Source organism: Pseudomonas hygromyciniae, from assembly GCF_016925675.1.
Taxonomy (GTDB): Bacteria; Pseudomonadota; Gammaproteobacteria; order Pseudomonadales; family Pseudomonadaceae; genus Aquipseudomonas; species Aquipseudomonas hygromyciniae.
Window position 1 is genome coordinate 2,893,512 of the sequence record NZ_CP070506.1, and the last position, 26,853, is coordinate 2,920,364.

The following is a 26,853-nucleotide window of genomic DNA, read 5'->3' on the forward strand; positions in this document are numbered from 1 at the left end:
GAGCCTTTAAGTGTGCGCGAACTAAATCCCTTTTTTACCCTGCGGCGCATATGTCAGATCATTCTTTAATATTCGAGTTAAAGACTAGTAGGAGGTTGTAAGACCATTCCTAGGCTGGCTAATGGGCCGGTGTAGGGGCTTTCCTTCGCAGGTGATGGCATCTTCGCCAGGATGTTCCAACTGGCGCTTTGTTGTGCGGTGCTAACATTTAGCTATCAGCCTTAATCGCAACAGGCGTCAACTCTAAGTAAACAGCAGATCGGACAGGCACGCCTAACTGCATGCCCGAAACTGACAGTTAACCTCAGGTAGTAAAGCTATGAGCGCTATTCACGAACAAGCCATGAACTATGTTTACCAGCAAGTTTTGCAGCGATTGCTGAGCCACTTCTCGCGGGCGGAGCGCACCGCACTTCAGTTATTGATTCAGCGGTTGATTGTGGCGGCCGGGGGCCTGGAGCAGATCGGCGACTACAAGGTGCTGGTCGCTCATGGGGGCGGTAAAAGCAGCAGTTATGCACTGGCCTTCCTGCGTGCTGCGCAATTGACCATCGCGGGACGCGCGCCGAGGAGTTTTCAATTGCGTGTGGCAACCCTGCGCCATACGGGGATGACGCAAGCGGCGCTGGACAGCATTCACCGTGGTTACAGCGCGTTGTTTTTCCATGACGACCCCAGGGTCGAGCTGCTGATGGTGGAAAACCAGGAGGTTTTGCCTTTCAACCACCTGCGTCCGGCGTCAAGCGCAGGGCAGGAGGTGGGGCGGCGCAACATGTTGATGGTCGGGCATATGAGTTCGGGGGATATCCGCGCCAGTTTGTGCAACGACGGCTACCTGTCCCTGGGGGATTTCTATCGTCGCATCACTGCATGGGACGGTGGGGTACACGCGTTGGTCAGCAGTGATTCTCCACGCAAGCAGAATCAATACCTGGCGTGGCTGGCCAGGACCACTCGCGCTGCGGGCATGAAAGGCCATTCCGGGCAGCCATTGGCGCTCAACGCGCTGTTCACCCGCATGGACGATTGCAGCGCCGGGTATTACCGCGATGTGTATGGCGAACATTACGCGGCACAGGATGCGTCCGCCAAGGAGGTGCACCGTCACCTGGCCTACATTGGCGTGGCCGACCTGTTGCGCGCAACGGAGCAGGGCAGCACGGCATTGCTCAATGATTTCATGGGTTACAAGCAAGATGAGTTCGCCTTTCAGTTCAGCAACCCGGCCTACGCCAACCCGTTGCTGATGGCTCACCTGCACGGCCTGCACGCCCAAGTGCTGCAGGGCCTGGACTATCAGCAGGGTGTCACGCGGTTTATCGAGCAGGCCATCGGCTTTATGCGCCGTAAGCAAATCCCTGAATTGCTGATTGCTCAAGCCGGGACACGGGACGGGCGCGTGCTGGCGGCGACCTATGCTCGCGAGTTCTTTGGCCTGGAGGATAGCCAACTGGTATGCCTGTTGTTTTCACCGTTTATCCAGCAAGGGCAGCGCCTGGAAGCCTTCTTGCGCCGCTGTCATCCGGGCATGCTGGTGGCGCTGCCCGAACTGCACAAGGCTCTTGAGGGCAAGCCTTCGGCAGAGTTGATCCAGCACTGGATTGTCGATACCAGTGGCTTGCCCCTGGCGCTTTTGCAGCACCTGTACTGCGCCCATGTCGCGGCCAATGCTGCTTGTATCAACAGCGAGGATGAGGCCACGGTGCCGCATGGCGCGCCAGGGCACTGAGGGTGGGCGTGCCACACCGGCCATTGCCCCGGCAGAAAAGGTCATGAGGGGGGATAAACAGGCTGACTTCGCCTATCAGGCTGTCTATCGCTACATGATCAACCTGATCAATGAAGTGGGCACCGAAGCAAGGGTCAAGTTGCCGTCCTTGCGGCACTTGGCAGAGCGTTTGAATGTATCGATTTCCACCATTCAATACGCCTACTCGCTTCTGGAAAAGGAGGGCAGGGTGTACTCGGTGGCCAAGTCCGGCTACTACGCCTTGCCCATTGCCAGCACTACACCGTGCTGCACGGCGGGGGATCTACTCGAGCGCCTGTATGTCGGGGCACGCAGGCCGGGGATGCTGGTACTCAGTGCCGATGAGCCGGCCCAGTTGCTGTCCCTGGACGCGCCGTTGCTGCAATTGGAGCGTGAGCTGGTGCGCCAGTACCCGCGCCAGTTGCAGCCTTATTCCCAGCCGTGCGGCATCTGGGAGCTGCGGGCGGCGCTGGCGGCGCGTTATACCCACTCGCCCACACGGTGCTGGCAGGCCGATGACGTGTATATCGGTGCTGACCTGCGGGGAGTGCTGGCCATTCTGATCGAGGTGTTGGCGCTTAGAGGGGCTGCGGTACTGGTGGAGTCGCCTTGTGACTGGCTTGTCCTGCGACTGCTGCAAGACGCCGGAGTGCGTGTGATCGAGTGGCCGTGTAACGAGCAGGGCAGGCTCGACCTTGGCTATTTGCAGCAGCTACTGCGGGCCGAGGAGGTGCAACTGGCGGTGCTGTCTTCGACCCCGGGCCTTGGCACAGGGGCGCCCTTGAGCCAGGCGGATCAGGCTCAAGTGGCGCAGTTGCTGGAGCACGCGGGTTGCTGGGTATTGGAGAACGATATCCACGGCGGGCTGGAATTCGAGGCGGGCAGCCGCTACCTACGCGATCTGGTTAATCCTGAGCGGCTGATGGTGTTTTCCTCCTTGGAAAAAGTCATGGGCCCCGAAGCGCCCTACGGCTATTTGTTGTCGCGGCACCTGAGCGCGCAATTACAGCGCCAGTTCCTGTTGCGTGCGTTCCGTTTGTCCTCCATTCGCCAGCGCGCAATCGCCCGGCTGTACCACAATGGCCGTTTTGACCAGCACTTGCAGCAGTTGCGCGAACTGCTCAAGGGGCACGCCGACGCAATGCATGGGCGCCTGGTGCAACATCTGGGCGAGCGTGTGACGTACCGGGCGCCCCAGGCGGGCGCTACCTACTGGTTGCGCTCCACCGAGGCCGTCGATATGCGTCGGGTCTTTCAAAACATGCTGGCGCGCCAGGTGGTGATTGCCCCTGGCGAGTTGTTCAGCGTGAGCGGCCTATACCAGCAAAATTTTCGGTTGAGCCATGTGGCAAGCACTCATCACAGCCTGGACCTGGTGTTGGAGGAGTTGGCGCAGGCGCTCAAGCAGGGACAGCACGGATGAATTGGCTTTGTAGGAAATATCGCTGATCATTATGGGATAGATACCGCCCCATAGCGGTCGAACACCTCGTAAACTGCATCCTTTTCCCGAATCCTTCTTTTCAGAGGTTTTTGCATGACTCTCAGTCCTTTTGCGGGCAAACCGGCGCCAGCTCAATTGCTGGTGGACATCCCGCGACTGGTAACGGCCTATTACACCGGCCAGCCCGATGCAGCAATCTCCACTCAACGCGTGGCTTTCGGTACTTCCGGGCACCGTGGCAGCTCTTTTGACTTGAGCTTCAATGAATGGCACGTGTTGGCCATCAGCCAGGCGATTTGCCTGTACCGCGAAGCACAAGGCATCACCGGCCCACTGTTTGTGGGCCTCGATACCCATGCGCTGTCCACCCCGGCAGGCGCCAGTGCGCTGGAAGTGCTGGCGGCCAACGGGGTGCATGTGATGCTCGCCGAAGGTGACGAATACACGCCGACCCCGGCGATTTCCCACGCCATCATCTGCTACAACCGTGGCCGTACCAGCGGCTTGGCCGATGGCATTGTCATCACCCCGTCCCATAACCCGCCCCCAGAGCGGCGGTTATAAGTACAACCCGCCTAACGGCGGCCCGGCCGATACTCACGTCACCAAATGGATCGAGGCCAAGGCCAACGAACTGCTGGCAGCCAAGCTGGCCGGGGTCAAGCGCATCACCCATGCGCAGGCATTGAAAGCCGATACCACCCATCGCCATGACTACCTCAACAGCTACGTGGCGGACCTGATCAATGTCATCGACATGGACGCCATCCGCAGCGCCGATTTGCGCCTGGGTGTAGACCCGTTGGGGGGAGCAGGGGTGCGCTACTGGTCGGCCATCGCCGAGCATTACCGCTTGAACCTTGAAGTGGTGAATACCGAAGTCGACCCGACCTTCCGCTTCATGAGCGTGGATTGGGACGGCCAGATTCGTATGGACCCCTCCTCAAGCTATGCGATGCAAGGCTTGATCGGCCTCAAGGAACGCTTCGACGTGGCGTTTGCCTGTGACCCGGACCACGACCGTCACGGCATCGTTACCCCGTCTGGCGGGCTGTTGGCGCCGAACAACTACCTGGCCGTGTCCATCGATTACCTGTTCCAGAACCGTCCCCAGTGGCGTGCTGATGCAGCGGTGGGTAAAACCGTGGTCAGCAGTGGCTTGATCGACCGCGTGGCGGCGCGCATTGGCCGGCGCCTGTACGAAGTGCCGGTGGGCTTCAAGTGGTTTGCCGACGGCCTGTTCGAAGGCTCCCTGGGTTTTGGCGGCGAAGAAAGCGCGGGGGCTTCGTTCCTGCGCAAGGACGGCAGCGTGTGGAGTACTGACAAGGACGGCCTGATCCCGGCATTGCTGGCCGCGGAAATGACCTCGCGCAAAGGCCAGGACCCAAGCCAGATCTACCGTGGCCTGACCGACGCCCTGGGTGAACCGTTCGCCATCCGTGTGGATGCCAAGGCCACGCCGGCGCAGAAGGCACTGCTGGGCAAGCTGGCGCCGGAGCAGGTTACGTCCACGCAATTGGCCGGGGAAAGCATCCAGCAGGTCCTCAGCCATGCACCGGGCAACGACCAGGCGATTGGCGGGCTGAAAGTCATGACCGAAAACGGCTGGTTTGCCGCACGGCCGTCGGGCACCGAGGATATCTACAAGATCTATGCCGAGAGCTTTATTGGCGAGGATCACCTCAAGCGTCTGGTGGAAGAGGCACAGGTGTTGGTGGATGGTGCGATCACCCCCAACTGACACCCCGCTGTAAAAAAATGTGGGAGCGGGCAAGTCGCACCGCCGCTCCCACATTGGTTTTTGCGTTTGGCTTAAGATCAGGCCAGGTCCACCAGCACCACTTCGCTGTCTTCAATCGCGGTCACCCGCAGTACGCGTTCATCCTGTACCGCGACGCCATCCCGTGCCTGCGCTCGCAAGCCATTGACTTCGATCACACCGGTTGCCGGCACCAGGTACGCCCGACGTCCCGCATCCAGGTGGTATTCGGCACTTTCCCCAGCCTTCAGGTTGGCCGCCACCAGGCGCGCATCGGCACGGATGCGCAGGCTTTCATTGTCGCCATGCTTGCCGCTGGCCAAGGTCACGAACCCTTCGCGCTCGCCCTTGGGAAAAGGCTTGGCGCCCCAGGAAGGGGGCAGGCCCGCTTCATTGGGGATGATCCAGATCTGGAAAATCTTGGTTGGCGTGGCTTCCAGGTTGTATTCGCTATGGGCAATCCCGGTGCCCGCGCTCATCACCTGCACGTCGCCGGCCTCGGTACGGCCCTTGTTGCCCAGGTTGTCAGCGTGACTGATAGCACCTTCGCGCACATAGGTGATGATTTCCATGTCCCGGTGCGGATGCTGTGGGAAGCCTGTACCTGGAGCGATGATGTCATCGTTCCACACCCGCAGGTTGCCCCAGTGCATACGCTGGGGGTCATGGTACTCAGCGAACGAGAAGTGGTGATGGGCATCCAGCCAACCGTGATTGGCACCGCCCAGGGAAGTAAAAGGTCGAAGTTCAAGCATGATCGTCTCCTGTTGATGGGGCTATCATCCGCCAGGGCATGATCGATAAAAAGCGTAAAAAATACCTGATTCCCATCTGATTATTCGATTGGTTTGCGAGATCCCGAACTAGACCTGATATTCACTTCATCGCCTAACTGCATGAAGCCAAAGCAATTGGCTGGAACTGTCGCGGCATAACGGCGACCATAGGCGCTCTGTCCGCTCAACCCCCGCAGGAGTCCGCGTGCCGCAACACACCCCCGATCTGCCCCCCGAACTGCGTCCCCTGGCGCAAATGCCGCTGTTCAAACGCTTGGCTGCTCGGCTGTTTGGCCACGGATTGACACGCCTGCGGGCCCAGCACCGTTTTTCGTGGCTGCATGGCCAGGCGGATGGTTTTCGCAGTGGGCATGAGGCTGGCGTGGAGTATGGCTACCAGGAAGGTAAGCGTGACGGCATCGAGGAAGGGCGCCAGGTCCTGTTGATTCGTGACTTTCGCAGCGATGAGCACCGCGCCCCCCGGCGTTGACGACAGCCTGTTCGACGATTGGCGCCTGCCACTGACCCCCAGAGCTGAAAAAAACGCATCAAGGCCGACGTGGCGCGCTTGCTACCGGCCCATGCCCAGCCCAGCGTGGCCCAATGGAAGATGATCTTTAGCGATACCCCATCAACCTCGGTGATTGCCGGGGCCGGGGCGGGCAAATCCACGTCGCTGGTGCTGCGGATCCTGCTGCTGAGTCATTACCTGGGCTTTGAGCTGAGCTCCATGACCGTGGTGACCTTCACCCGCGAGTCGCGCAAGGATTTCATCAGCAAACTCATGGAGATTCTCAGCCTGTGGGGCCAACCCCTTGGTTTGAAAGAGGCCCAGGCCGTGGTGCGTACCTTTCACTCACGCATCCTGCCCATGGTCCGCAGCCTGCCGGGCTTTGAGCGGTTACAGGCGTTCGAGAACCTGCACAGCGGCACCTATGATGAAGAGGCCGATAGCAACCCCTTCGACCTGCGCATCAACGATGCCCAGCGCCAGCAGCTCAATGCCTGTTATCACGGGCTCTATGGCCGGCACACACGCTTTCGCGAGCTGATTACGCCCATGGCGCGGCACGCCTTGCAGCTCAAGGAGCTGGAGCGCGACCACCCGGATGTGCAAAAGCGCGTGGCAGTCACCGAATTGGCGGCCAAGCGTGACGAAGAGCTGTGCGATGTGATCGAGGACCTGTGGTTCCGCGCCGGCGCATGGCCGATCAAGGGCATCGAACCGAACCGTCAGAGCGTTGAAATCAATGGTGCGTCGTTCCACTGCCACGGCTACAGCGCCGAACTGGATGCCTGGGTGGTGCTGGGCTTCGATGCCAGGGAAAACCCGCAGATCGCCCGTCCAGGGGCCAAGCTGTCGGTACGCGCCGAATGGGCGGTCAAGCGCACACTGTTTCAAGCATTCTGCCGCAAGCCATTGATATGGCTAGATAACTATGAATCATCCAAGCGTCTGTTGAGCAGCCTGGCCGGGGACGCCACCTCAGGTCCGGGCTTTGATTACAAGGTCAAGGGCGAGTTGGCTTCGGCGCCATTGTTGGACTGTTTTGTCACCGCCGCCGGGTTTATCGAAAACCTCGGCCTGGACGTGCCCACCGCCGTAGGCCAGATGAGCTTTGCCAAGGATGATCCGGATCGTGGTTTCTTCGAGGCCCTGAGTATTTTCTGGAAGGCCCTGGAAGATCACCTGCTGGACCAGTCGCCACCGATCATGACTTACAACCGCATGTTTTCGCTGTTTGGCGAGAACACTCCGGAGAACCTCAAGTTGCTCAGCGACGGCTTGTTGCGCCCGCTGTCGCACTTGATGATCGACGAGTTCCAGGACGTTTCGCCGCAGATCGTCTCGTGGATCCGTGCCAGCCTGCGTGAGATCCGCAGCCGTGGGCCAGCGATGCATGTGGGGCGTGGTGCCCAGCATTCCTCGCTGTTATGCGTGGGGGATGACTGGCAGTCGATCTATGGTTGGCGTGGCAGTTCGCCCAAGTACTTCATGGCGTTCAACAAGGAGTTCCCATCCCCGAGCACCACCCGGGTGATGCTCGGGGAGAACTTCCGTAGCCATCAGCACATCATTGATGCCGCCGAGCATATCGTTAAAGCCGCACCGGCGATCAGCGGTAAAAAGGCCAAGGCCAGCGGCGCAGCCAGGGCGCTGGTACCGGTGCAGGTGCTGGATCGGGACGAAGCCGCTCTGGGGCAGCAGTTGCAGGCGCACTATCAGCGGGGCGAATCGGTATTAATGTTGTATCGAAAAGGCAGCGATAAGCTATTGATTCAAGAGCATATTCAGTCAGTAGTTAATCTTGATTCTAGCTTGCCGCCGACCCTGCGCCGTCTCAAACAACTGACCTATCACAGCGCCAAGGGGTTGCAGGCGGACGCGGTGTTTTTGCTGGGTGACTGCCAGCACCTGACCCGCTCGCCGTACAAGAACCAGGTCTACCGCATGGCTGGGCTTGGCAAGGATGGTGATGCGGAGCCTTACGACAATGCGCAAAAAGACGAGGTACTGCGTCTGGCCTATGTCGGGATTACTCGGGCAGTAAGCCATTGCTATTGGTATGTCGAAGGGCAGGATGGCCAGGGCACCAATGCGCCAAGGGCGTCGGATCGGGTGGCGGGGGGCAAAGTGTTCTTTGATGACCGCCGGGTGGCGAAGGTGAAATAGAGGTCTTGCTGTGGCAAGTGGGCCTATTGTGGCAAGCCCGCTTCTTGTGGCGAGCGGGCTTGCTCCCGCGCTGGGCTGCGCAGCAGCCCCAATAAGCTCAACGAGTTTAGTCAGGCAAACCGAGGGCGTCAGTTCTAGGGCTGCTGCGCAGCCCAGCGCGGGGCAAGCCCGCTCGCCACAAGAAGCCCGTTTGCCAAAGCCAGCCCGTTCACCACAATAAGCCCTGCAACTACGCCTGCCGCAACTGCGGGCGTACGAACGATTCAAGCTCCAGCTCAATCGCTTCGATAATCCGCTCCACCTCCGTGGCGTTCATCACCGTGGTACAGGGAATGCCAGCAATGGCAATCAGGGTTTCGCCACTTGCTCGGTCAAACAAGCGCGCGATCATGCTGCCAGGCGCATCCATGCTGCCTTCAAACCCTACCGGGTGAAAATGCCAGCGCATCAGTTGGCATGCATTGGGGAACGTCACTTTGTTCATGTGACCAACCTTGTTCATTGAGCACTTCCTTTAGCTCGCGGCAAGGGTGTCAGGCCCATCAATGGTCCTGACCGTGAAGCTTAGAAAGTAGCACTCACTCGCAACTGGCACCGGGGTTTTTCCCACCCGTTCGGCAGTTCCTTGCAGGAAGTATGACGTGGGTCATATCTTACAAATGCTTAGGCAAAAGGCCATTACTTAAAACTGTCACTTGACCATTGAAGCCCCCGGCAAAGTTGTGCAAGCTCCAGGCTTTAGCCGTTTGCGAGTGTTGTATGTCACAGACCGTCCCGGCCGATAGCCCGCAACAGACGCAAGTGACCGCCGACGTGGTGTTGCGCCACCATTTGTGTTGGAAGCACCGCGACCTGGACGGGGTCATGGCGCACTATCACCCGGATATCCAGTACCACGACTTCTTCCAGAACCGCGTGGTGTGCTTCGACCAGTTGCGTGAGTACCTGCAAGCCAGCATGCCCCGCGACCCCGACGAGGCCATCGAGCACACTGATCGCATCCGCACCGATGGCGATACCGCATTTATCCAGTACCGCGTGACCTTGCGTGGCGGCCAGGGCCTGGTGTCGTTTCGTACCAGTGAGGCGATCACCGTGCGCGACGGGCTGATCTGGCGTGTCAACGAATATGCCTCCCTGGTCCACGAGCCCGCCACCAGCCGCTCCCAGTCCCAGGCCACGCGGCCGACCGTCAGCCGCCTGGGCTTGTCGCCCCAGCAACTAAGCTACCTGGCCAACGATTTGCAGCAGTACTTCCAGCGCCAACAGCCTTATCTCGACCCTGAACTGGACCTGCAACGGGTGGCCAAGGAGTGTGGCTACAGTCGCAACCAGATTTCCTACCTGCTCAACCAGGTGCTGGGGCAAAGCTTCTACCGCTACGTCAACCAGGCCCGCCTGCAGCATTTGCTGGCGGCACTGGATGGCGCCACGCCGCCGATCCGCATTGATGAACTGGCATTTGCCGCCGGTTTCAACTCGTTATCGGCGTTCTATAGCTGTTTCCGCCAGCACACCGGCTTGTCGCCCAAGGCCTACGTGAAACAAATTTCCCTGCGTGCACGCGCGCAAGACGAGGACTGAAGCCAGGCACTAGGATCACGCCATCGACGTTTGGTGGTGGAGTTTGGGCATGCCCGCATGGCGCAAGATCAGTTTATGGATGGACCAGCTGCAAGAGCCGCTGGAGGCGCGTGCTTCCCTGGAGCAGGACCTGGATGTCGATGTGGCCATTATTGGCGCCGGCTACACCGGGCTGTGGACCGCCTATTACCTCAAGCGCCACGCGCCGCAGCTCAAGGTGGTGATCATCGAGGCCCAGACTGCCGGTTTTGGGGCTTCCGGGCGCAATGGTGGTTGGTTGATGGGCAACCTCTTGGGCGAAGACCGCTTGCTCGCCGGCTTACCTGCCGAGCAGCGCCGGGCCTCGTTTGACCTGCTGCATGGCATCCCCGATGAAGTCGGCCAGGTTCTGCAGCGCGAAGGCATTGACTGCGACTACCGCAAGGGTGGGGCGCTGCACTGTGCCGCCCGCTACCCCGAGCAAGAAGCCAGCCTGCGCGAATACCTGGCCAAGCTCCATGGCCAAGGCCTGACCGACGCTGACTACCGCTGGCTAAGCCCCGAGCAACTGGCCGGGCAGATCCGTATCGCCTCGGCCTATGGCGCGGTGTATACGCCCCATGTCGCGACGATCCATCCGGCCAAGCTGGTGCGCGGGTTGGCGCGGGTGGTCGAGGCCATGGGCGTGGCGATCTACGAGAACAGCCCGGTCACCCACTGGCAGTCCGCCAGCCTGCGCACCGACAAGGCCCAGGTCCGGGCCTCGTGGGTGGTGCCGGCGGTGGAGGGCTATGCCCCGACGCTCAAGCCCCTGGGCCGCTATCAACTGCCGGTGCAGAGCCTGATCGTGGCGACCGAACCCTTGCCTGCCAGTACCTGGGAGGAAATCGGCCTGGATCAGGGCCAGGCGTTTGGTGAAAGCAGCCGCCAGGTCACCTACGGCCAGCGCACCGCGGATAACCGCCTGGTGTTCGGTGCCCGCGGTGGCTATCAATTTGCCGGCAAGTTGCGTCACAACTTCGACCTCACCGAAAGCGAGGTGGAGTTGCGCCGCTATCTGTTCTGCGAGCTATTCCCGCAACTGCAGCATGTGCGCGTCACCCATTCCTGGGGTGGCAACCTCGGTATGTCGCGGCGCTTTCGGCCACACATGCTGTGCGACCCGCAGAGCGGTATCGCCTTGTCGGGAGGGTATGGCGGGGAGGGTGTCGGCGCCAGCAACCTGGGTGGCCGAACCCTGGCCGACCTGATCCTGGGGCGCGATACGCCGCTGGTCCAGCAGCCGTGGGTGCTGCGCGATGGCGGCCTGAAAGCCCTCAAGGGTTGGGAACCGGAGCCGTGTCGCTGGCTGGGCTACAACGCGATCATTCGCAGCTTCGTCCACGAGGACCAGACCCTGGCCGATCCGCACACCGCGCCCTGGCGGCGCAAGCTGGCCAGCGGGATTGCCGGCTTCATGGAAGGTTTCATGCACTAAATCGCTTCAATCACCGCAGGTATGACCATGAGCATTACCCAGTTCAAAGACACACTTAACCGCCACCTGCCGGACTCAAGCCCGGTGGCTGTGCCCCTCGGCACCCCGATTGCCGTGGCGTCCACCCTCAGCGTGGAGCGCAGCGATGGCGTCGAAACCGGCATCTGGGAATGCACCCCGGGCCGCTGGCGGCGCCAGATCGTGGCCCAGGAGTTCTGCCACTTTATCCAGGGCCGCTGCACCTTCACCCCCGATGACGGTGAAACCCTGCATATCGAAGCCGGCGATGCACTGATGTTGCCGGCCAACAGCACGGGGATCTGGGATATCCAGGAGACCGTGCGCAAGACCTATGTGTTGATTCTCTAATCTTTTGATCCTTGATCGCCTGCCATAAAAACAGCCCTATAACCGCCAGGAAATCGAACCATGAGACCCATTGCCCTATTGCCCTTGATGTTGGTGGCGTCCCTGACCCAGGCCGCCGAGACGGTGAAAATCTACAACTGGTCGAGTTACATCGCGCCGGATACCACCAAGAACTTCCAGAAGGAAACCGGGATCGGTTTCAGCTACGACGTGTACGACAGCAACGAAACCCTGGATGGCAAGTTGATGACCGGCAATTCGGGTTACGACGTGGTTTTCCCGTCCAACCACTTCATGGCCCGGCAGATCCAGGGTGGGGCCCTGAAAAAACTCGACAAGAGCCAGTTGCCGAACTGGAAGAACCTCAACCCGGTGCTGCTCAAGGCCCTGCAAACCAACGACCCGGGCAATGAACACGGCTTCCCGTACCTGTGGGGCAGCACCGGGATCGGCTACAACATCGACAAGGTCAAGGCAGTGCTGGGCGACGGCGCGCCGGTGGATTCCTGGGACTTGATCTTCAAGCCCGAGTACATGGAAAAACTCAGCAAATGTGGGGTGGCGATCCTCGACAACGGTCCGGAATTGCTGCCGATCGCCCTGAACTACCTGGGCTTGCCACACCACAGCAAGGACCCTAAGGACTACAAGAAGGCCGAGGCGTTGCTGCTCAAAGTGCGGCCATACATTGCGTACTTCCACTCCTCGAAATACACCGGCGACCTGGCCAACGGCGACATCTGCGTGGCGGTAGGTTTCTCGGGTGACGTGCTGCAGGCCGAAAGCCGGGCCAAGGAAGCCAAGAATGGCGTGAAGATCGGCTACAACATCCCCAAGGAAGGCGCCGCGATCTGGTTCGACATGGTCGCCATGCCCGCCGACGCCCCGGATGAAAAAGCCGGCTATGCCTTCATGAACTACCTGCTGCGCCCGGACGTGATGGCCGGTATCACCAACTTCGTGCACTACGCCAACGGCAACAGCGCTGCCGACAGCCTGGTAGACCCGGTGATCAAGAGCGACACCAAGGTGTACCCGAGCGAGGAGATGATGGGCAAGCTGTTCGCCCTCGAAGCCATGCCGATGAAGATCGACCGCATTCGCACACGGATCTGGAACACCATCCGCACCGGGCGCTGACATGGTGGGGGGCTTGTTGTGGCGAGGGGGCTTGTCCCCCGATGGGCTGCGCAGCAGCCCCAATAAGGTCCCCTCAGTTTCATCAGAGACACCGAGGTGGCTGGCTTTGGGGCTGCTGCGCAGCCCATCGGGGGACAAGCCCCCTCGCCACAACCGGGTCTAGGGGTTATCCAGGTCGTGCCCCAGCGACTGGATAAACAACGAAAACAACTCCGGCTGCGACGAGATATCCAGCTTGGCGTAAAGGTGGCGTCGATGCACCTTGACCGTGTCTGGCGAGATGCTCAGGCGTTCGGCCATGGCCTTGGACGAGAACCCGCGCAGGACCAGGCGGGCGATTTCCAGTTCGCGCTCGGACAGCACGCCACTGCCGAAATGGCTCAACGCATCGCGTATCTGGCTGGCCATCGCCTCGCCGGCCGGTGCGCGCTGGGTAATCTGTTGCCAATGCTGCTGCATCAACGGCAGCACCCACGCCGCCAACAGCGTCAGCAGCCCGGTTTGCGTCGCGGTAAATACCCGCTGCATCCCCAATGACAACGACAAGGTGCCTGCCCCAGGCAGTTGCAGGATGAATTGCACTTCATCCTCCAGCACGTTGTCGTGGAAGTAATTGAGGAAATACTCGCTCTGGCGGAAATGGTCCGGCGCCACCTCTTCCAGACGGTATACGCCACTGGCGTAGCCTTCGCGGCACGCCTGGAAGAACGGGTCGAGCAAGTACAAACCATTGAGGTACACCAGCATCGACGCTGGTTTGCTGGTGGGCTGCGCGTCGTACTCTTCCAGCGCCTGGGGCGGGCCATCCAGCGGGTAGAAGATCGCCAGGGCGTTATCGAAAGCCAGGTTCTGGTGCAGCAACAGCACCAATTGCTTCCAGAAACGCTCGGTGCCAATTTGCGACACGGTGCGACCCAGGCCCGCATGCATGCCGATTTCCCGAAACAGGCTCATGTGATGGGTTCCGATGGCTGAAAGATCGGCCAAGAGTTCGGTTTTTACCCCGTCCCGTCAAGGGGAGTACTCCAATAGGGGAATTGGCCGGTGCAGTGGCAACCCCTACATTCCCTGTAGGAGCGAGCTTGCTCGCGAAAAGCCTGAGCGCGCTGCGGTTACCCAGTCAGCACGCGTTTGCGTTGACGTCTTTCGCGAGCAAGCTAGCTCCTACACAACAATTCGAAATTTCCCGGCGTCCCTTTTTTCGTTTCTGCCTCAAACCAAGAATAAACAAGAGGATAACGATATGAGCACAACCCCCGCGCCTGACGGCGTGCTGAAACCTACCTTGAGTGTGTTCGATGTGGTGGCCATTACTGTTTCGGCGGTGACTCCGGCCAGTTCCGTGTTTGTCATTGCGCCGTTTGCGATCCAGCAAGCCGGCAGTGGCGTGTTCCTGGCGTTTGTGATGGCCGGGTTACTGGCGTTGATGTTCGCCTTTTGCTACCCGAACTGGGGCGCGCCCATAACAGCGCGGGTGGCGAGTATGTGTACGCCAAGCGGGTGTTCGGCGGAATGGCGGGCTACGCGACCTTCCTCACCGTACTGGTGATGTTGCTGTTTATCCCGCCGGTACTGGCCACCGGTGCGGCGACGTACCTCAATAATGCCCTGGGCACCAAGTTCGACTCACAAACCGTGGCCCTGGTGATTGTGGTGTGCAGTTACGCCCTGGGCATCCTCAATATCAAGCTCAATGCCTGGATCACCGGCACCTGCCTGTTGCTGGAAGTGGCGGCGTTGCTGGTGATCGTGTTTATCGGCTTTGGCAACCCGGTGCAGCCGGCCAGTGTGCTGTTCCAGCCGCAAATCGTCGAAAACGGTGTATTGCATTTGGCGCCCTGGGCCCTGGTGATCGGCGCGGTGGGCATCGGCCTGTTCTCGTTCAACGGCTATGGCCCGGCGGTGTTGTTGGCCGAAGACATGAAGTGCGGTGGCAAGGGCGTGCACAAGGCGGTGCTGTGGTCCCTGGGCCTGGTGGTGGTGATCGAGTTGGTACCAATTACCGCACTGTTGATCGGTGCCCCATCCCTCAGTGAGATGATCAGCAGCCCGGATCCCATCGGTTACCTGCTGACCAGTCATGGCAATGAAACCCTGTCGCGGCTGGTCAGTGCCGGGATCTTCCTCTCAGTGTTCAACGCCATCGTTGCCATCGTTATCCAGATCGGCCGGGTCGTGTTCAGCAGTGGCCGCGATGCGCTGTGGACGCCGACCATCAATAAACTCTTCACCCGTATCCACCCGCGCTGGGATTCGCCATGGCTGGCCACGCTGTTCCTGGCGATCCCTTCGGCACTGCTCAGCTTCAGCTCCAACCTGGCGGACCTGACGTCCTTCAGTGTGTTGTTGATCATGCTGGTGTACCTGATCGTCGCCCTGAGTGCGCTGATGAGCCGGGTGCTGCTGCGCGACCGCGAGCACCCGTACCGCATGCCCCTGTGGCCGGTGCCGGCGTTGCTGGCGGTGGCGGGCGCGGGTTATCTGTTGTTTACCTTGTTTATCGCGGCGTCCATGCGCGACATCATGATTATCATCGGCCTGCTGGCCTTGTCGGTGATCCTCTATTGCATCAGCGGCCGGACGAGTCCGGCGTTCCAGAAACTGTAAGGAGTGGTTATGCGCGCACGTCAATTGGGCATTACGTTGGGGTTGGGCACACCCGGCGAATTGAATGCGATTACCGACGTCCCCGGGGTTCGGGTCGGCCACAGCACGCTCAAGGAGCAGATCGATGGCAAGCAGGTACGCACCGGGGTCACGCTGATCCAGCCGCGGGCCGGTGCTGCGCGGCTACAGCCGTGCTTCGCCGGGTATCACGTGCTCAACGGCAATGGCGACGCCACCGGCCTGGAATGGATCAGCGAAGCCGGGCTGCTGACCACGCCGCTGGCGATCACCAACACCCACAGTATGGGCATTGTGCGTGACACCCTGATTGCCCTGGAGCGCGACAGCCTGGCTGACCCGGCGGTGTACTGGTGCATGCCGGTGGTGATGGAGACCTATGACGGCCTGCTCAACGATATCTGGGGCCAGCACATCGGTCCCGAGCATGTGCTCCAGGCCATGGCCAATGCAGAATCCGGCCCGGTGCAGGAAGGCGCCGTCGGCGGCGGCACCGGGATGATCTGCCATGAGTTCAAGGGCGGCATTGGCAGCGCCTCGCGCAAGTTGCCGGCGGAGCAGGGCGGCTGGACCGTTGGCGTGCTGGTGCAGGCCAACCACGGCAAGCGCCAGGAACTGCGGGTGGATGGCTACCCGGTGGGGCGGCACTTGATGGAAATTGCCTCGCCGTTTGCCGAGCGTGGCACCCCAGGCATGGGCTCCATCGTGGTGATCATCGCCACCGATGCGCCATTGCTGCCGCACCAGTGCCAGCGCCTGGCGCAACGCGCCTCCATCGGTATTGCCCGCACCGGCGGCGGTACCGAGGATTCCAGTGGCGACTTGTTCCTGGCGTTTGCCACCGGCAATCATGACCTGCCGCCTGCGGATTACGGGCGCAAGGACTTGCCCCTGAGTACGGCGTTGAGCATGGTCAACAATGATCATATTTCACCGTTGTTCAGTGCCGCGGCCGAGGCGGTGGAAGAGGCGATCATCAACGCGATCCTCGCCGGGGAAGACATGACCACCGCCGATGGCGTGCTGGTGCCGGGCCTGGATGGGCAGACGCTGCTGGAGGCAATGCGCCAGACAGGCTGGCGCTAAAGGGGTGAGGCGCGGCTGTGTCTGTGTCTGTGGCGAGCGGGCTTGCCCCGCGCTGGGTTGCGCAGCAGCCCCAATAGGACTTCCACGGACGTTCAGGTAAACCGCAGTGCCTGCTTTTAGGGCTGCTACGCACCCCAGCGCGGGGCAAGCCCGCTCGCCACAGGATGTATTGTTGTTAATGACACGGTGACACTTTTAAATTGGAGCCCAATCAATTAATTGGATCCATTTAATATTAAAGTGTGACCTGTCTGGCATTTAATCATTTAGCACTATTTAATATTTAAATAACCAACTTCCCGGTATCCCGTCTAAAAAAAAGAATATAAACACTTATTGCCCAGTGTTTGCAGGCGTTATTCCCTTCGTGCACTTTTCCAGCAAAAAAAATACTGGACGTGTGATTTCGAATTGTGTCAGTTTTCTTTCGCCTTCATAAGAGGCGAGTGATAGGACGATCTCGCCAGAGAGCGTCATATCGGACAAAAACTGTTCCACTTGCAAACAAGGAAGTACGTTTATGTCGAAAGTAAAAGACAAAGCTATTGTCTCGGCAGCTCAAGCAAGTAGTGCCTATTCACAAATCGATAGCTTTAGCCATTTGTACGACCGTGGCGGCAACCTCACGGTCAATGGCAAACCTTCGTTCTCTGTCGACCAGGCAGCCGACCATTTGCTGCGCGAAAACGCGGCATACCGGGACGTTGACGGCAACGGCAGAATCGATCTGACCTACACCTTCCTGACCTCGGCTTCCTCGGCAACCATGAACAAGCATGGCATCTCCGGGTTCAGCCAGTTCAGCAACCTGCAAAAAGGCCAGGCCGTACTGGCCATGCAATCCTGGGCCGACGTGGCCAATGTCACCTTCACCGAGAAAGCCTCGGGCGGTGACTTCCACATGACCTTCGGCAACTACAGCGCAGGCCAGGACGGCGCCGCCGCCTTTGCCTACCTGCCCGGCACCAATGAGAAGTACCACACGAGCGGCACGGATGGCACCTCGTGGTACCTGATCAACAACAGCTACACCGCCAACATCAACCCTGGCCTGAACAACTACGGGCGCCAGACCCTGACCCACGAGATCGGCCATACCCTGGGCCTGGATCACCCTGGCGACTACAACGCCGGGACCGGCAACCCGTCTTACAAAGATGCGGACTACGGCCAGGACACCCGTGGCTACAGCGTGATGAGCTACTGGGGTGAAAACAACACCAACCAGAACTTCACCAAAGGCGGGGTAGAGGCCTATGCGTCCGGCCCGCTGATCGATGATATCGCGGCGATCCAGAAGCTCTACGGTGCCAACTACAACACCCGTGCCGGTGACACCACCTACGGTTTCAACTCCAACACCGGGCGTGATCACCTCAGCGCCACTTCCAATGCCGACAAGCTGGTGTTCTCGGTGTGGGACGGTGGCGGCAACGACACCCTGGACTTCTCCGGCTTTACCCAGAACCAGAAAATCAACCTCAACGAGACGTCGTTCTCCGACGTGGGCGGCCTGGTGGGTAACGTGTCGATTGCCCAGGGCGTGACCGTGGAAAACGCCTTTGGCGGTTCGGGCAACGACCTGCTGATCGGCAACGCAGTGGCCAACACCCTCAAGGGTGGTGCCGGTAACGACCTGATCTACGGCGGTGGCGGGGCCGACAAGCTATGGGGCGGCGCGGGCTCGGACACCTTTGTGTTTGGTGCCAGCTCTGATTCCCGGCCAGGTGCGGCGGACCAGATCCTTGACTTCACCTCGGGTTCGGACAAGATCGACCTGACCGGCATCACCAAAGGCGGTGGCCTGCATTTCGTCAACGCCTTTACTGGTGCTGCCGGTGATGCTGTGTTGACCTATGCCTCGGGTACCAACCTGGGCACGTTGGCGGTGGACTTTTCCGGGCACGGCGTGGCGGATTTCCTCGTCACCACCGTAGGCCAGGCGGCCTATAGCGATATCGTGGCTTGATCAAGGCGTAGGACCTGTGGTGAGCGGGGTTTGTTGTTGTGGGAGGGCTTGTTTGTTGTGGCAATGGGGCTTGTTGTGGCGAGCGGGCTTGCCCCGCGCTGGGGCGCGAAGCGGCCCTAAAAAATGGGACTGCTACGCCGTCCAACCGGGGGACAAGCCCCCTCGCCACAACAAGCCCCGCTCACCACAACAGCCTCGCTCATCGCAAACAGGTAACGGTGATGACTATTTTTCGTAACGCAACCGCCTGGTTGATCCCGGCGTTGCTCGTGTCGGCAGGAGCCCACGCAATGGCAAGCAGCCTTGTTTTACCCAGCACCGATCAACTGGCTGGACACTGGCAACTGCGCCAGCAGGAGCAGGTCTGCGAGCTGGATCTGATCGCCCAACCCAACAGCCTGGCCGGTGATATTGATTGTGCGCAACAGTGGCTGGGGCAAAAACCCCTGACCTGGTTACCCACCCCGGACGGTATCTGGCTGATGAATGCCGAGGGCACCGGTATAACCCATTTGAATCGGCAGAAAGAAGGCGAATATACCGCGCGTTCTGCTTCTGGATTAGAGCTGTTACTGCAACGCACACAATAATCAAGTAATGCGGTTATAGGCTTATAACTGCCAGATATAGATGTATTTGTTGGTCGCGACCTATATCGGCCTGTCACTTCCAACATATCAAGCACTATTGAAATAGTTGCCCGCCCCCTTGTTTGGGGCGCTCGGCAGACTATTGCGCGTATTTCAGCTCAGGGAAGATCAGGCAACATGGCGAAGACCACTCCCACTGCTCCACTGTTTAAAGCCCTCGGCGATTATAAAAGTATCCTGATCAGCGTCGGTTGCTTCACTGCGTTGATCAATCTGCTGATGCTGGTGCCGTCCATTTATATGCTGCAAGTCTATGACCGGGTACTGTCATCGCAGAACGAAACCACCTTGGTGATGTTGACCCTGATGGTGGTGGGGTTCTTCGCCTTTATCGGCACCCTGGAAGTGGTGCGCAGCTTTATCGTGATCCGCATCGGCAGCCAGTTGGAGCGTCGGTTCAACCTGCAGGTCTACAAGGCCGCCTTCGAGCGCAACCTGCAACAGGGCGAAGGTCACGCCGGGCAATCCTTGGGGGATTTGACCCATATCCGCCAGTTCCTCACCGGGCCGGCGTTGTTTGCGTTCTTCGATGCGCCGTGGTTCCCGATCTACTTGCTGGTGATCTTCCTGTTTAACGTGTGGCTTGGGGTGTTGGCCACGGCTGGGGCTGTGCTGTTGATTGCGCTGGCATGCCTTAACGAATACCTCACCAAAAAGCCGTTGCGCGAAGCCAGCGGCTACTCGCAACAGTCCACCCAATTGGCCACCAGCCACTTGCACAATGCCGAGACTATCCAGGCCATGGGCATGCTGGGGGCGCTGCGCGCTCGTTGGTTCCAGGTGCATTCGCGGTTTCTCGGCTTGCAGAACCAGGCCAGCGACACCGGTTCGGTGATCAGCTCCCTGAGCAAGTCCTTGCGCCTGCTCCTGCAATCGCTGGTGCTGGGGCTCGGTGCCTTGTTGGTGATCAAGGGCCAGATGACCGCCGGGATGATGATTGCCGGGACCATCCTGATGGGCCGAGTGTTGAGTCCCATCGACCAGTTGATTGCCGTATGGAAGCAATGGAGCTCGGCCAAGCTGGCCTACCAGCGCCTGGATGAGCTGTTGCAGGCGTTCCCGCCCGGGGCGCAGGCCATGGCGTTGCCGCCGCCCAAGGGCCAGGTGAGTTTCGAGCAGGTCAGCGCCGGCCCTCCGGGGCGGCGCGTAGCCACCTTGCATCAGGTCAGTTTCAACCTCGCGGCCGGTGAAGTGCTGGGGGTGTTGGGGGCTTCCGGGTCCGGCAAATCGACCCTGGCGCGGGTGCTGGTGGGCGTGTGGCCAACCCTGGCTGGCACGGTGCGCCTGGACGGTGCCGATATCCATCGCTGGGACCGCGACGACCTCGGCCCCCATATCGGTTACTTGCCCCAGGACATCGAACTGTTCAGCGGCAGCATCGCCGACAACATCGCGCGTTTTCGCCAGGCTGACCCGGAGCGGGTGGTGCAGGCCGCCCAGCAAGCCGGGGTGCATGACCTGATTCTTCGCTTGCCCCAAGGCTACGACACGGTGTTGGGCGACGACGGCAGCGGCCTGTCTGGCGGGCAGAAACAACGGGTGGCCCTGGCCCGTGCGCTGTATGGCGGGCCGCGCCTGATTGTGCTCGACGAACCCAATTCCAACCTCGACACCGTGGGCGAGGCCGCTTTGGCCAGCGCCATCATGCAGATGAAAGCCCAGGGCAGCAGCGTGATCCTGGTGACCCACCGCTCTTCGGCGCTGGCCCAGGCCGACAAGCTGCTGGTGCTCAACGAAGGCCGCCTGCAAGCGTTTGGCCCCAGCCAAGAGGTGCTGCGGGCGCTGTCCGGGCAAGCGGAGCCACCCCGTGAAAAGGCCGGCGTCAGCTTGAACCGTCAATATCCTGCGGCAAGGAATCCAGGCCAATGAGTACCAAGAACAGCCTGCAACCAGAGCAGACCTTTCCCGAGCGCGATGCGCGCTTTTTCTCCCGTTTGGGCTGGGTAATGACGGTGGTCGGCGCGGGGGGATTCTTCCTCTGGGCCAGCCTCGCGCCGCTGGACCAGGGGATCCCGGTGCAGGGCACAGTGGTGGTGTCCGGCAAGCGCAAGGCCGTGCAAACCCTGAGCCCCGGCGTGGTCAGCCGGATCCTGGTGCGCGAAGGCGAGGTGGTCAAACAGGGCCAGCCGCTGTTTCGCCTCGACCAGACCCAAAGCCAGGCCGACGTGCATTCCCTGCAAGCCCAATACCGCATGGCCTGGGCCAGCGTCGCCCGTTGGCAGAGCGAGCGCGATAACTTACCGGCGGTGGTCTTTCCCGCTGAACTGAGTAGCGCCGCCGATCCTGCGCTGGCCTTGGTGCTTGAAGGCCAGCGCCAGTTGTTCAGCAGCCGGCGCGATGCCTTTGCCCGCGAGCAATCGGGGATCCGCGCCAGCATCGAAGGCGCCAGCGCCCAACTCAACGGCATGCGCCGCGCCCGCACTGACCTGAGCGCCCAGGCGCAATCGCTGCGTGATCAACTGGCCAACCTGCAACCCTTGGCCGACAACGGCTACATCCCGCGCAACCGCTTGCTGGAGTACCAGCGTCAACTGTCCCAGGTGCAGCAGGACCTGGCGCAGAACAGCGGCGAAAGCGGGCGCCTGGAGCAGGGCATTCTCGAATCGCGCCTCAAGTTGCAACAGCACAGCGAGGAGTACCAGAAGGAAGTGCGCAGCCAACTGGCCGACGCGCAGCTACGCAGCCTGACCCTGGAGCAGCAGTTGACCTCCGCCGGCTTTGACCTGCAACACAGTGAAATCAACGCGCCGGCCGATGGCATCGCAGTCAACCTCGGGGTGCATACCGAGGGTGCCGTGGTGCGAGCCGGGGAAACCCTGCTGGAAATCGTGCCCCAGGACACGCGCCTGGAAGTGGAAGGGCGTTTGCCGGTGAACCTGGTGGACAAGGTCGGCAGCCATCTGCCCGTGGACATTCTGTTCACCGCCTTCAATCAGAGCCGCACGCCTCGAGTGCCGGGAGAAGTGAGCCTGATCTCCGCCGACCAGTTGCTCGATGAAAAAACCGGCGCGCCGTATTACGTGCTGCGCACCACGGTCAGCGATGCCTCCCTGGAAAAACTCCAGGGCCTGGTGATCAAGCCGGGCATGCCTGCCGAGATGTTTGTGCGTACCGGCGAACGCTCGTTGCTCAACTACCTGTTCAAGCCGCTGCTCGACCGTGCCGGCTCGGCGTTGACCGAGGAATGAGCATGAAGCCACTGTTCATCGCCTTGCTCCTCGCCTGCAGCAGCGCCCAGGCCGCCATGGGCCCGTTCGATGTGTATGAACTGGCCCTGCGAAACGATCCAGTGTTCCTCGGTGCGATCAAGGAGCGTGACGCCGGCCTGGAAAACCGCACCATTGGCCGCGCCGGCCTGTTGCCCCGGCTGTCGTACAACTACAACAAGGGTCGCAACAACTCCCAGGCCAACCTGCCCGATGGCCGTGGCGGCCACTATCACGACGACCGCAACTACAACAGCTTCGGCTCGACCTTCACCCTGCAACAGCCGCTGTTCGACTACGAAGCCTATGCCAACTACCGCAAGGGCGTGGCCCAGGCGCTGTTTGCCGACGAGAGTTTTCGCGACAAAAGCCAGGCACTGTTGGTGCGGGTGCTGACGTATTACACCCAGGCCCTGTTCGCCCAGGACCAGATCGATATCGCCCGGGCAAAAAAGAAAGCCTACGAGCAGCAGTTCCAGCAGAACCAGCACCTGTTCCAGCAAGGCGAGGGCACCCGTACCGACATTCTGGAGGCCGAATCCCGTTATGAACTGGCGACCGCCGAAGAGATCCAGGCGCTTGACGAGCAGGACGCGTCACTGCGCGAACTGGGCGCATTGCTTGGCGTACAGAGCGTCGATATCGCCGACCTGGCGCCACTGAGCCGCGACTTTGCCGCCTTCACCCTGGCCCCGGCCAACTACGACAGCTGGCACGAACTGGCGCTGACCAACAACCCGACCCTGGCCTCCCAGCGCCAGGCCGTGGAAGTGGCGCGCTATGAAGTGGAACGCAACCGCGCCGGGCACCTGCCGCGGATCACTGCGTATGCCAGTTCGCGCCAGCAGGAATCCGACAGCGGCAACACCTACAACCAGCGCTACGACACCAACACCATCGGCATTGAAGTCAGCGTGCCGCTGTATGCCGGGGGTGGCGTATCGGCGTCCACCCGCCAGGCCAGTCGCTCCATGGAGCAGGCCGAGTACGAACTGGAGGGCAAGACCCGCGAGACCCTGATCGAGTTGCGACGCCAGTTCAGTGCCTGCCTGTCGGGGGTCAGCAAGCTGCGCGCCTATCAAAAAGCCCTGACCTCGGCCGAAGCGCTGGTGGTGTCCACCAAGCAAAGCATCCTCGGCGGCGAGCGCGTCAATCTCGATGCCCTCAACGCCGAGCAGCAGCTGTACAGCACCCGCCGCGACCTGGCCCAGGCCCGTTACGACTACCTGATGGCCTGGACCAAGTTGCATTACTACGCGGGCAACCTGCGCGACACCGACCTGGCCAAGGTCGACGAAGCCTTCGGCCCAGCCCCGCGCTGAATAAAAAACACAAGAAAAGTGAGGACGGTCACCGTGAGCGCGAAACAACGAGGCTATCACTGCGTCATGCTGTGTGGGCTGGCCAGCCTGGGCACTGCCCAGGCCGCGCCCTATGTGGAAACCGGCAAGCCGGGCGACCCCGCCAGTTGGCGCTCGGCGGAGTATCAAAGGGACTGGGGCCTGGGGCGCATGCAGGCCGATCAAGCCTATGCGGCGGGTATCAGCGGTGCCGGGGTCAAGATTGGCGCGCTGGACTCGGGCTTCGATGCCAGCCACCCCGAAGCGTCCCCGGAGCGCTTTCACCCGGTGACAGCCAACGGCACCTATGTGGATGGCAGCCCGTTCTCCACCACCGGTGCGTTGAGCCCCAACAACGACTCCCACGGCACCCACGTCACCGGCACCATGGGCGCTGCGCGTGATGGCATTGGCATGCATGGCGTGGCCTACAACGCGCAGCTCTATGTGGGCAATACCAACGCCAACGACAGCTTTCTGTTTGGCCCGACGCCCGATCCCCAGTATTTCAAGGCGGTGTACAGCGCCATGGTCGATTCCGGGGTGCGCGCGATCAACAACAGCTGGGGCAGCCAGCCCAAGGATGTCAGCTACCAGACCCTGGGCGACCTGCACGCGGCCTACGCCCAACACTTCAACCAGGGTACCTGGCTGGAAGCCGCTGCCGATGTGGCCCGGGCCGGGGTGATCAATGTGTTCAGCGCCGGCAACAGCGGCTACGCCAACGCCAGCGTGCGCTCAGCCTTGCCGTACTTTGAACCGGAACTCGAAGGCCATTGGCTGGCGGTGTCGGGCCTGGACCAGGCCAATAACCAGAAGTACAACCAGTGTGGCATCGCCAAGTATTGGTGCATCTCCACCCCCGGCGCGAAGATCGACAGCACCATTCCCGGCGGCGGTTACGCGGTCAAATCCGGCACCTCGATGTCGGCCCCCCATGCTACGGGCGCCTTGGCGCTGGTGATGGAGCGCTACCCGTACTTGAACAACGAGCAGGCCTTGCAGGTGTTGTTGACAACGGCCACGCAACTGGATGGTTCGCTGACCGACGCGCCGACCGCCAAGGTCGGCTGGGGCGTGCCGGACCTTGGCCGGGCGATGCATGGGCCAGGGCAGTTGCTCGGCCCCATGGACGTCAACCTGGCTGTCGGGCAGGGCGATGTGTGGAGCAATGGCATCTCCGACAAGGCGCTGCTGCAGCGCCAGGCCGAAGACCGCGCCGAACACCTGGCCTGGCAACAGACCTTGCAGGACAAGGGCTGGGGAAATGGCATCGGCGCCGGCGCCAGCCAGCAGGAACAGACGGACTACGCGGTGGGCATGGCCCGTGATGCGGCTGGCGCCCTGCGTGTGTATCAAGGCAGCCTGATCAAGTCCGGCGGCGGCAGCCTGGTGCTCAGTGGCGACAGCACTTATCGCGGCCCGACCACGGTCAATGGCGGAGTGTTGAAGGTTGATGGTTCGTTGACCTCGGCGGTCACGGTCAACAATGGCGGGACCTTGGGCGGCTCCGGACGCATTGGCGCGTTGCAGGCCAATAGCGGCAGCGTGGTGGCGCCGGGCAACTCCATCGGCACCTTGAACGTGAGTGGCGATGTGAGCTTCAACGCTGGTTCCACCTATGCCGTGGAGCTGTCGAACGCCAGCAGTGATCGTATCGTTGCCGACGGCAGAGCCACCCTCAACGGCGGCACCGTGACCCTGGCCCTGGAAAACAGCCCGACCTTGCTCAGCCAGCCTCAGGCGCAAAGCCTGATCGGTCGCCAGTACACCATTTTGCAGGCGGCGGGCGGTATCACCGGAAGTTTTGCTGCGGTAATGCCCAACTACCTTTTTCTCGGTGGCGACCTCGATTACACCGGCAACGGCGTGCAACTGGCGATCGCCCGCAATGATGCGAGCTTTGCCAGCGTCGCGGCGACCCGCAACCAGCGCGCCGTGGCCGCGGCTGCCGAGCAGTTGGGGGCTGGCAACCCAGTGTATGAAAGCGTGCTGAGTAGTGATTCCAGCGTGGTTGCCCGCCAAGCCTTCCAGCAGTTGTCTGGCGAGATCTACCCGGCGGTGGGCGCCATGTTGATCAACGACAGCCGCCATGTACGCGATGCCGTCGGTGAGCGCTTGCGCCATGTGCCTGTCACGGGCGAAAGCAACCTGTGGATCAAGGCCCTCGGTGCCTGGGGCAAGGCCGACAGCCAAAGCGAATACGCCGGTTACACCCGCTCTATCGGCGGGATGTTGCTGGGGGTCGATGGCCAGTGGGACGAGCAGACCCGTGTGGGTGTGATGGCGGGCTATAGCGACAGTTCGCTGAACATGGGCGATGGCACGCATTCGTCGGCCGATGTCGACAGCTATCACCTGGGCACCTATGCCGGGCGTGAGCTGGGTAACTGGCGCGTCAGCCTGGGCGGTGCCTACAGCTGGCATCGCGGCGATGTGCAGCGTGACCTGCAATACGCTGACGTCAGCGCCAAGCAAAAAACCAAGCTGGATGCGCGCAGCCTTCAGGTGTTCACCGAGGCGGCCTATCGCCTGGACCTGCAAGCCCTGGCCCTGGAACCGTTCGCCAACCTGGCCTACGTACACCTGGACAGCGAACGGTTCCATGAAAAAGGCGCTGGCGCAGCCCTGCAACGCGGCAGTGATCGGCGCGACGCCACCCTTGGCACCCTGGGCCTGCGCGCCCTCAAAACCCTGTCTCTGAATGACCAGCAGCAAGTGGAACTCTCCGGATCCCTGGGCTGGCAGCACAGCCTTACGCCGGTTGAGTCCGAGGAACATCTGGCCTTTGTCGCTGGCGGCCCCTCGTTTGCCGTGCGCAGCACACCGTTGCAGCGCGACGCCGCGTTGGTGGGCTTGAAAGCCAGCCTGGCATTGAGTGACACCACGCGGGTCAACCTCGATTACAACGGCCAACTGGGCGCGAAGGAAAACAATCAAGGGGTGGGGCTGAGCCTCGACTGGCAGTTCTGAATCGGCTCCAACAACAAGAACAACAAACGCAACAAAACTAAGGAAGGTCACC

16 protein-coding genes and 3 pseudogenes are annotated in these 26,853 nt (G+C 61.0%); 16 read left to right on the forward strand and 3 right to left on the reverse strand.

The genetic code is table 11. The features are described 5' to 3' along the window. Nucleotides 1–319 precede the first annotated feature (319 nt). The 3 genes and pseudogenes from JTY93_RS12750 (at nucleotide 320) to pgm (ending at nucleotide 4,935) form a co-directional block, all read left to right on the forward strand. Complete coding sequence (locus JTY93_RS12750) at nucleotides 320–1,729, forward strand: hypothetical protein (protein ID WP_205478318.1); 1,410 nt, start codon at nucleotides 320–322, stop codon at nucleotides 1,727–1,729. A gap of 43 nt (nucleotides 1,730–1,772) precedes the next feature. Further along, a complete protein-coding gene (locus JTY93_RS12755; RefSeq protein ID WP_205478329.1) occupies nucleotides 1,773–3,173 on the forward strand; it encodes an aminotransferase-like domain-containing protein in 1,401 nt (466 codons plus the stop codon). Nucleotides 3,174–3,287: 114 nt separating this feature from the next. Beyond that, nucleotides 3,288–4,935: pseudogene (gene pgm / locus JTY93_RS12760) on the forward strand (phosphoglucomutase (alpha-D-glucose-1,6-bisphosphate-dependent)). Between the two features lie 77 nt (nucleotides 4,936–5,012). Here the strand turns inward: pgm and JTY93_RS12765 are convergent. Next, on the reverse strand, nucleotides 5,013–5,708 hold the full coding sequence (locus JTY93_RS12765; protein ID WP_205478313.1) for a pirin family protein: 696 nt from the start codon (nucleotides 5,706–5,708) through the stop codon (nucleotides 5,013–5,015). Between the two features lie 226 nt (nucleotides 5,709–5,934). Between JTY93_RS12765 and JTY93_RS12770 the strand changes: the two are divergent. Next, nucleotides 5,935–8,403: pseudogene (locus JTY93_RS12770) on the forward strand (UvrD-helicase domain-containing protein). 229 nt (nucleotides 8,404–8,632) lie between these two features. Here the strand turns inward: JTY93_RS12770 and JTY93_RS12775 are convergent. Further along, on the reverse strand, nucleotides 8,633–8,905 hold the full coding sequence (locus JTY93_RS12775) for a DUF1652 domain-containing protein (RefSeq protein WP_205478309.1): 273 nt from the start codon (nucleotides 8,903–8,905) through the stop codon (nucleotides 8,633–8,635). Between the two features lie 257 nt (nucleotides 8,906–9,162). On the opposite strand from JTY93_RS12775, the gene JTY93_RS12780 reads away from it, so the two are divergent. Genes JTY93_RS12780 through JTY93_RS12795 form a run of 4 tightly spaced genes read left to right on the forward strand, consistent with a single transcriptional unit; the run spans nucleotide 9,163 to nucleotide 12,952 of the window. Continuing rightward, nucleotides 9,163–9,987 (forward strand): helix-turn-helix domain-containing protein, encoded by an 825-nt coding sequence (locus tag JTY93_RS12780; RefSeq protein WP_169997375.1) that lies wholly within the window; start codon nucleotides 9,163–9,165, stop codon nucleotides 9,985–9,987. 49 nt (nucleotides 9,988–10,036) lie between these two features. Next, complete coding sequence (locus tag JTY93_RS12785) at nucleotides 10,037–11,443, forward strand: NAD(P)/FAD-dependent oxidoreductase (protein WP_205478308.1); 1,407 nt, start codon at nucleotides 10,037–10,039, stop codon at nucleotides 11,441–11,443. A gap of 27 nt (nucleotides 11,444–11,470) precedes the next feature. Beyond that, complete coding sequence (locus tag JTY93_RS12790; protein WP_205478307.1) at nucleotides 11,471–11,812, forward strand: cupin domain-containing protein; 342 nt, start codon at nucleotides 11,471–11,473, stop codon at nucleotides 11,810–11,812. 60 nt (nucleotides 11,813–11,872) lie between these two features. After that, on the forward strand, nucleotides 11,873–12,952 hold the full coding sequence (locus JTY93_RS12795) for a polyamine ABC transporter substrate-binding protein (RefSeq protein WP_205478306.1): 1,080 nt from the start codon (nucleotides 11,873–11,875) through the stop codon (nucleotides 12,950–12,952). Between the two features lie 159 nt (nucleotides 12,953–13,111). Here JTY93_RS12795 and JTY93_RS12800 read toward each other — a convergent pair whose 3' ends face one another. Next, nucleotides 13,112–13,906 (reverse strand): helix-turn-helix transcriptional regulator, encoded by a 795-nt coding sequence (locus tag JTY93_RS12800; protein ID WP_205479244.1) that lies wholly within the window; start codon nucleotides 13,904–13,906, stop codon nucleotides 13,112–13,114. A 289-nt stretch (nucleotides 13,907–14,195) separates the two neighbouring features. Between JTY93_RS12800 and JTY93_RS12805 the strand changes: the two are divergent. From JTY93_RS12805 to eprS, 8 genes and pseudogenes are all read left to right on the forward strand, one after another. Beyond that, nucleotides 14,196–15,559: pseudogene (locus tag JTY93_RS12805) on the forward strand (APC family permease). 9 nt (nucleotides 15,560–15,568) lie between these two features. Further along, nucleotides 15,569–16,663, forward strand: a complete 1,095-nt coding sequence (locus JTY93_RS12810; protein WP_205479242.1) for a DmpA family aminopeptidase — start codon at nucleotides 15,569–15,571, stop codon at nucleotides 16,661–16,663. A 520-nt stretch (nucleotides 16,664–17,183) separates the two neighbouring features. Next, complete coding sequence (locus tag JTY93_RS12815) at nucleotides 17,184–18,632, forward strand: serralysin family metalloprotease (protein WP_205479240.1); 1,449 nt, start codon at nucleotides 17,184–17,186, stop codon at nucleotides 18,630–18,632. 221 nt (nucleotides 18,633–18,853) lie between these two features. Beyond that, the gene (locus tag JTY93_RS12820; RefSeq protein ID WP_205479237.1) at nucleotides 18,854–19,222 is read left to right on the forward strand and encodes an AprI/Inh family metalloprotease inhibitor; all 369 of its coding nucleotides are present in this window, start codon (nucleotides 18,854–18,856) and stop codon (nucleotides 19,220–19,222) included. Nucleotides 19,223–19,399: 177 nt separating this feature from the next. Next, nucleotides 19,400–21,151, forward strand: a complete 1,752-nt coding sequence (locus tag JTY93_RS12825; RefSeq protein ID WP_205479235.1) for a type I secretion system permease/ATPase — start codon at nucleotides 19,400–19,402, stop codon at nucleotides 21,149–21,151. Next, nucleotides 21,148–22,470 carry an HlyD family type I secretion periplasmic adaptor subunit gene (locus JTY93_RS12830; protein WP_205479232.1) on the forward strand — a complete coding sequence of 441 codons (1,323 nt, stop codon included), beginning with the start codon at nucleotides 21,148–21,150 and terminating at the stop codon, nucleotides 22,468–22,470. The genes JTY93_RS12825 and JTY93_RS12830 overlap by 4 nt, the downstream gene beginning before the upstream one ends. Nucleotides 22,471–22,472: 2 nt before the next feature. Then, on the forward strand, nucleotides 22,473–23,810 hold the full coding sequence (locus JTY93_RS12835; RefSeq protein ID WP_205479230.1) for a TolC family outer membrane protein: 1,338 nt from the start codon (nucleotides 22,473–22,475) through the stop codon (nucleotides 23,808–23,810). 66 nt (nucleotides 23,811–23,876) lie between these two features. After that, nucleotides 23,877–26,801 (forward strand): autotransporter serine peptidase EprS, encoded by a 2,925-nt coding sequence (gene eprS, locus JTY93_RS12840; RefSeq protein ID WP_205479252.1) that lies wholly within the window; start codon nucleotides 23,877–23,879, stop codon nucleotides 26,799–26,801. Nucleotides 26,802–26,853 lie beyond the last annotated feature (52 nt).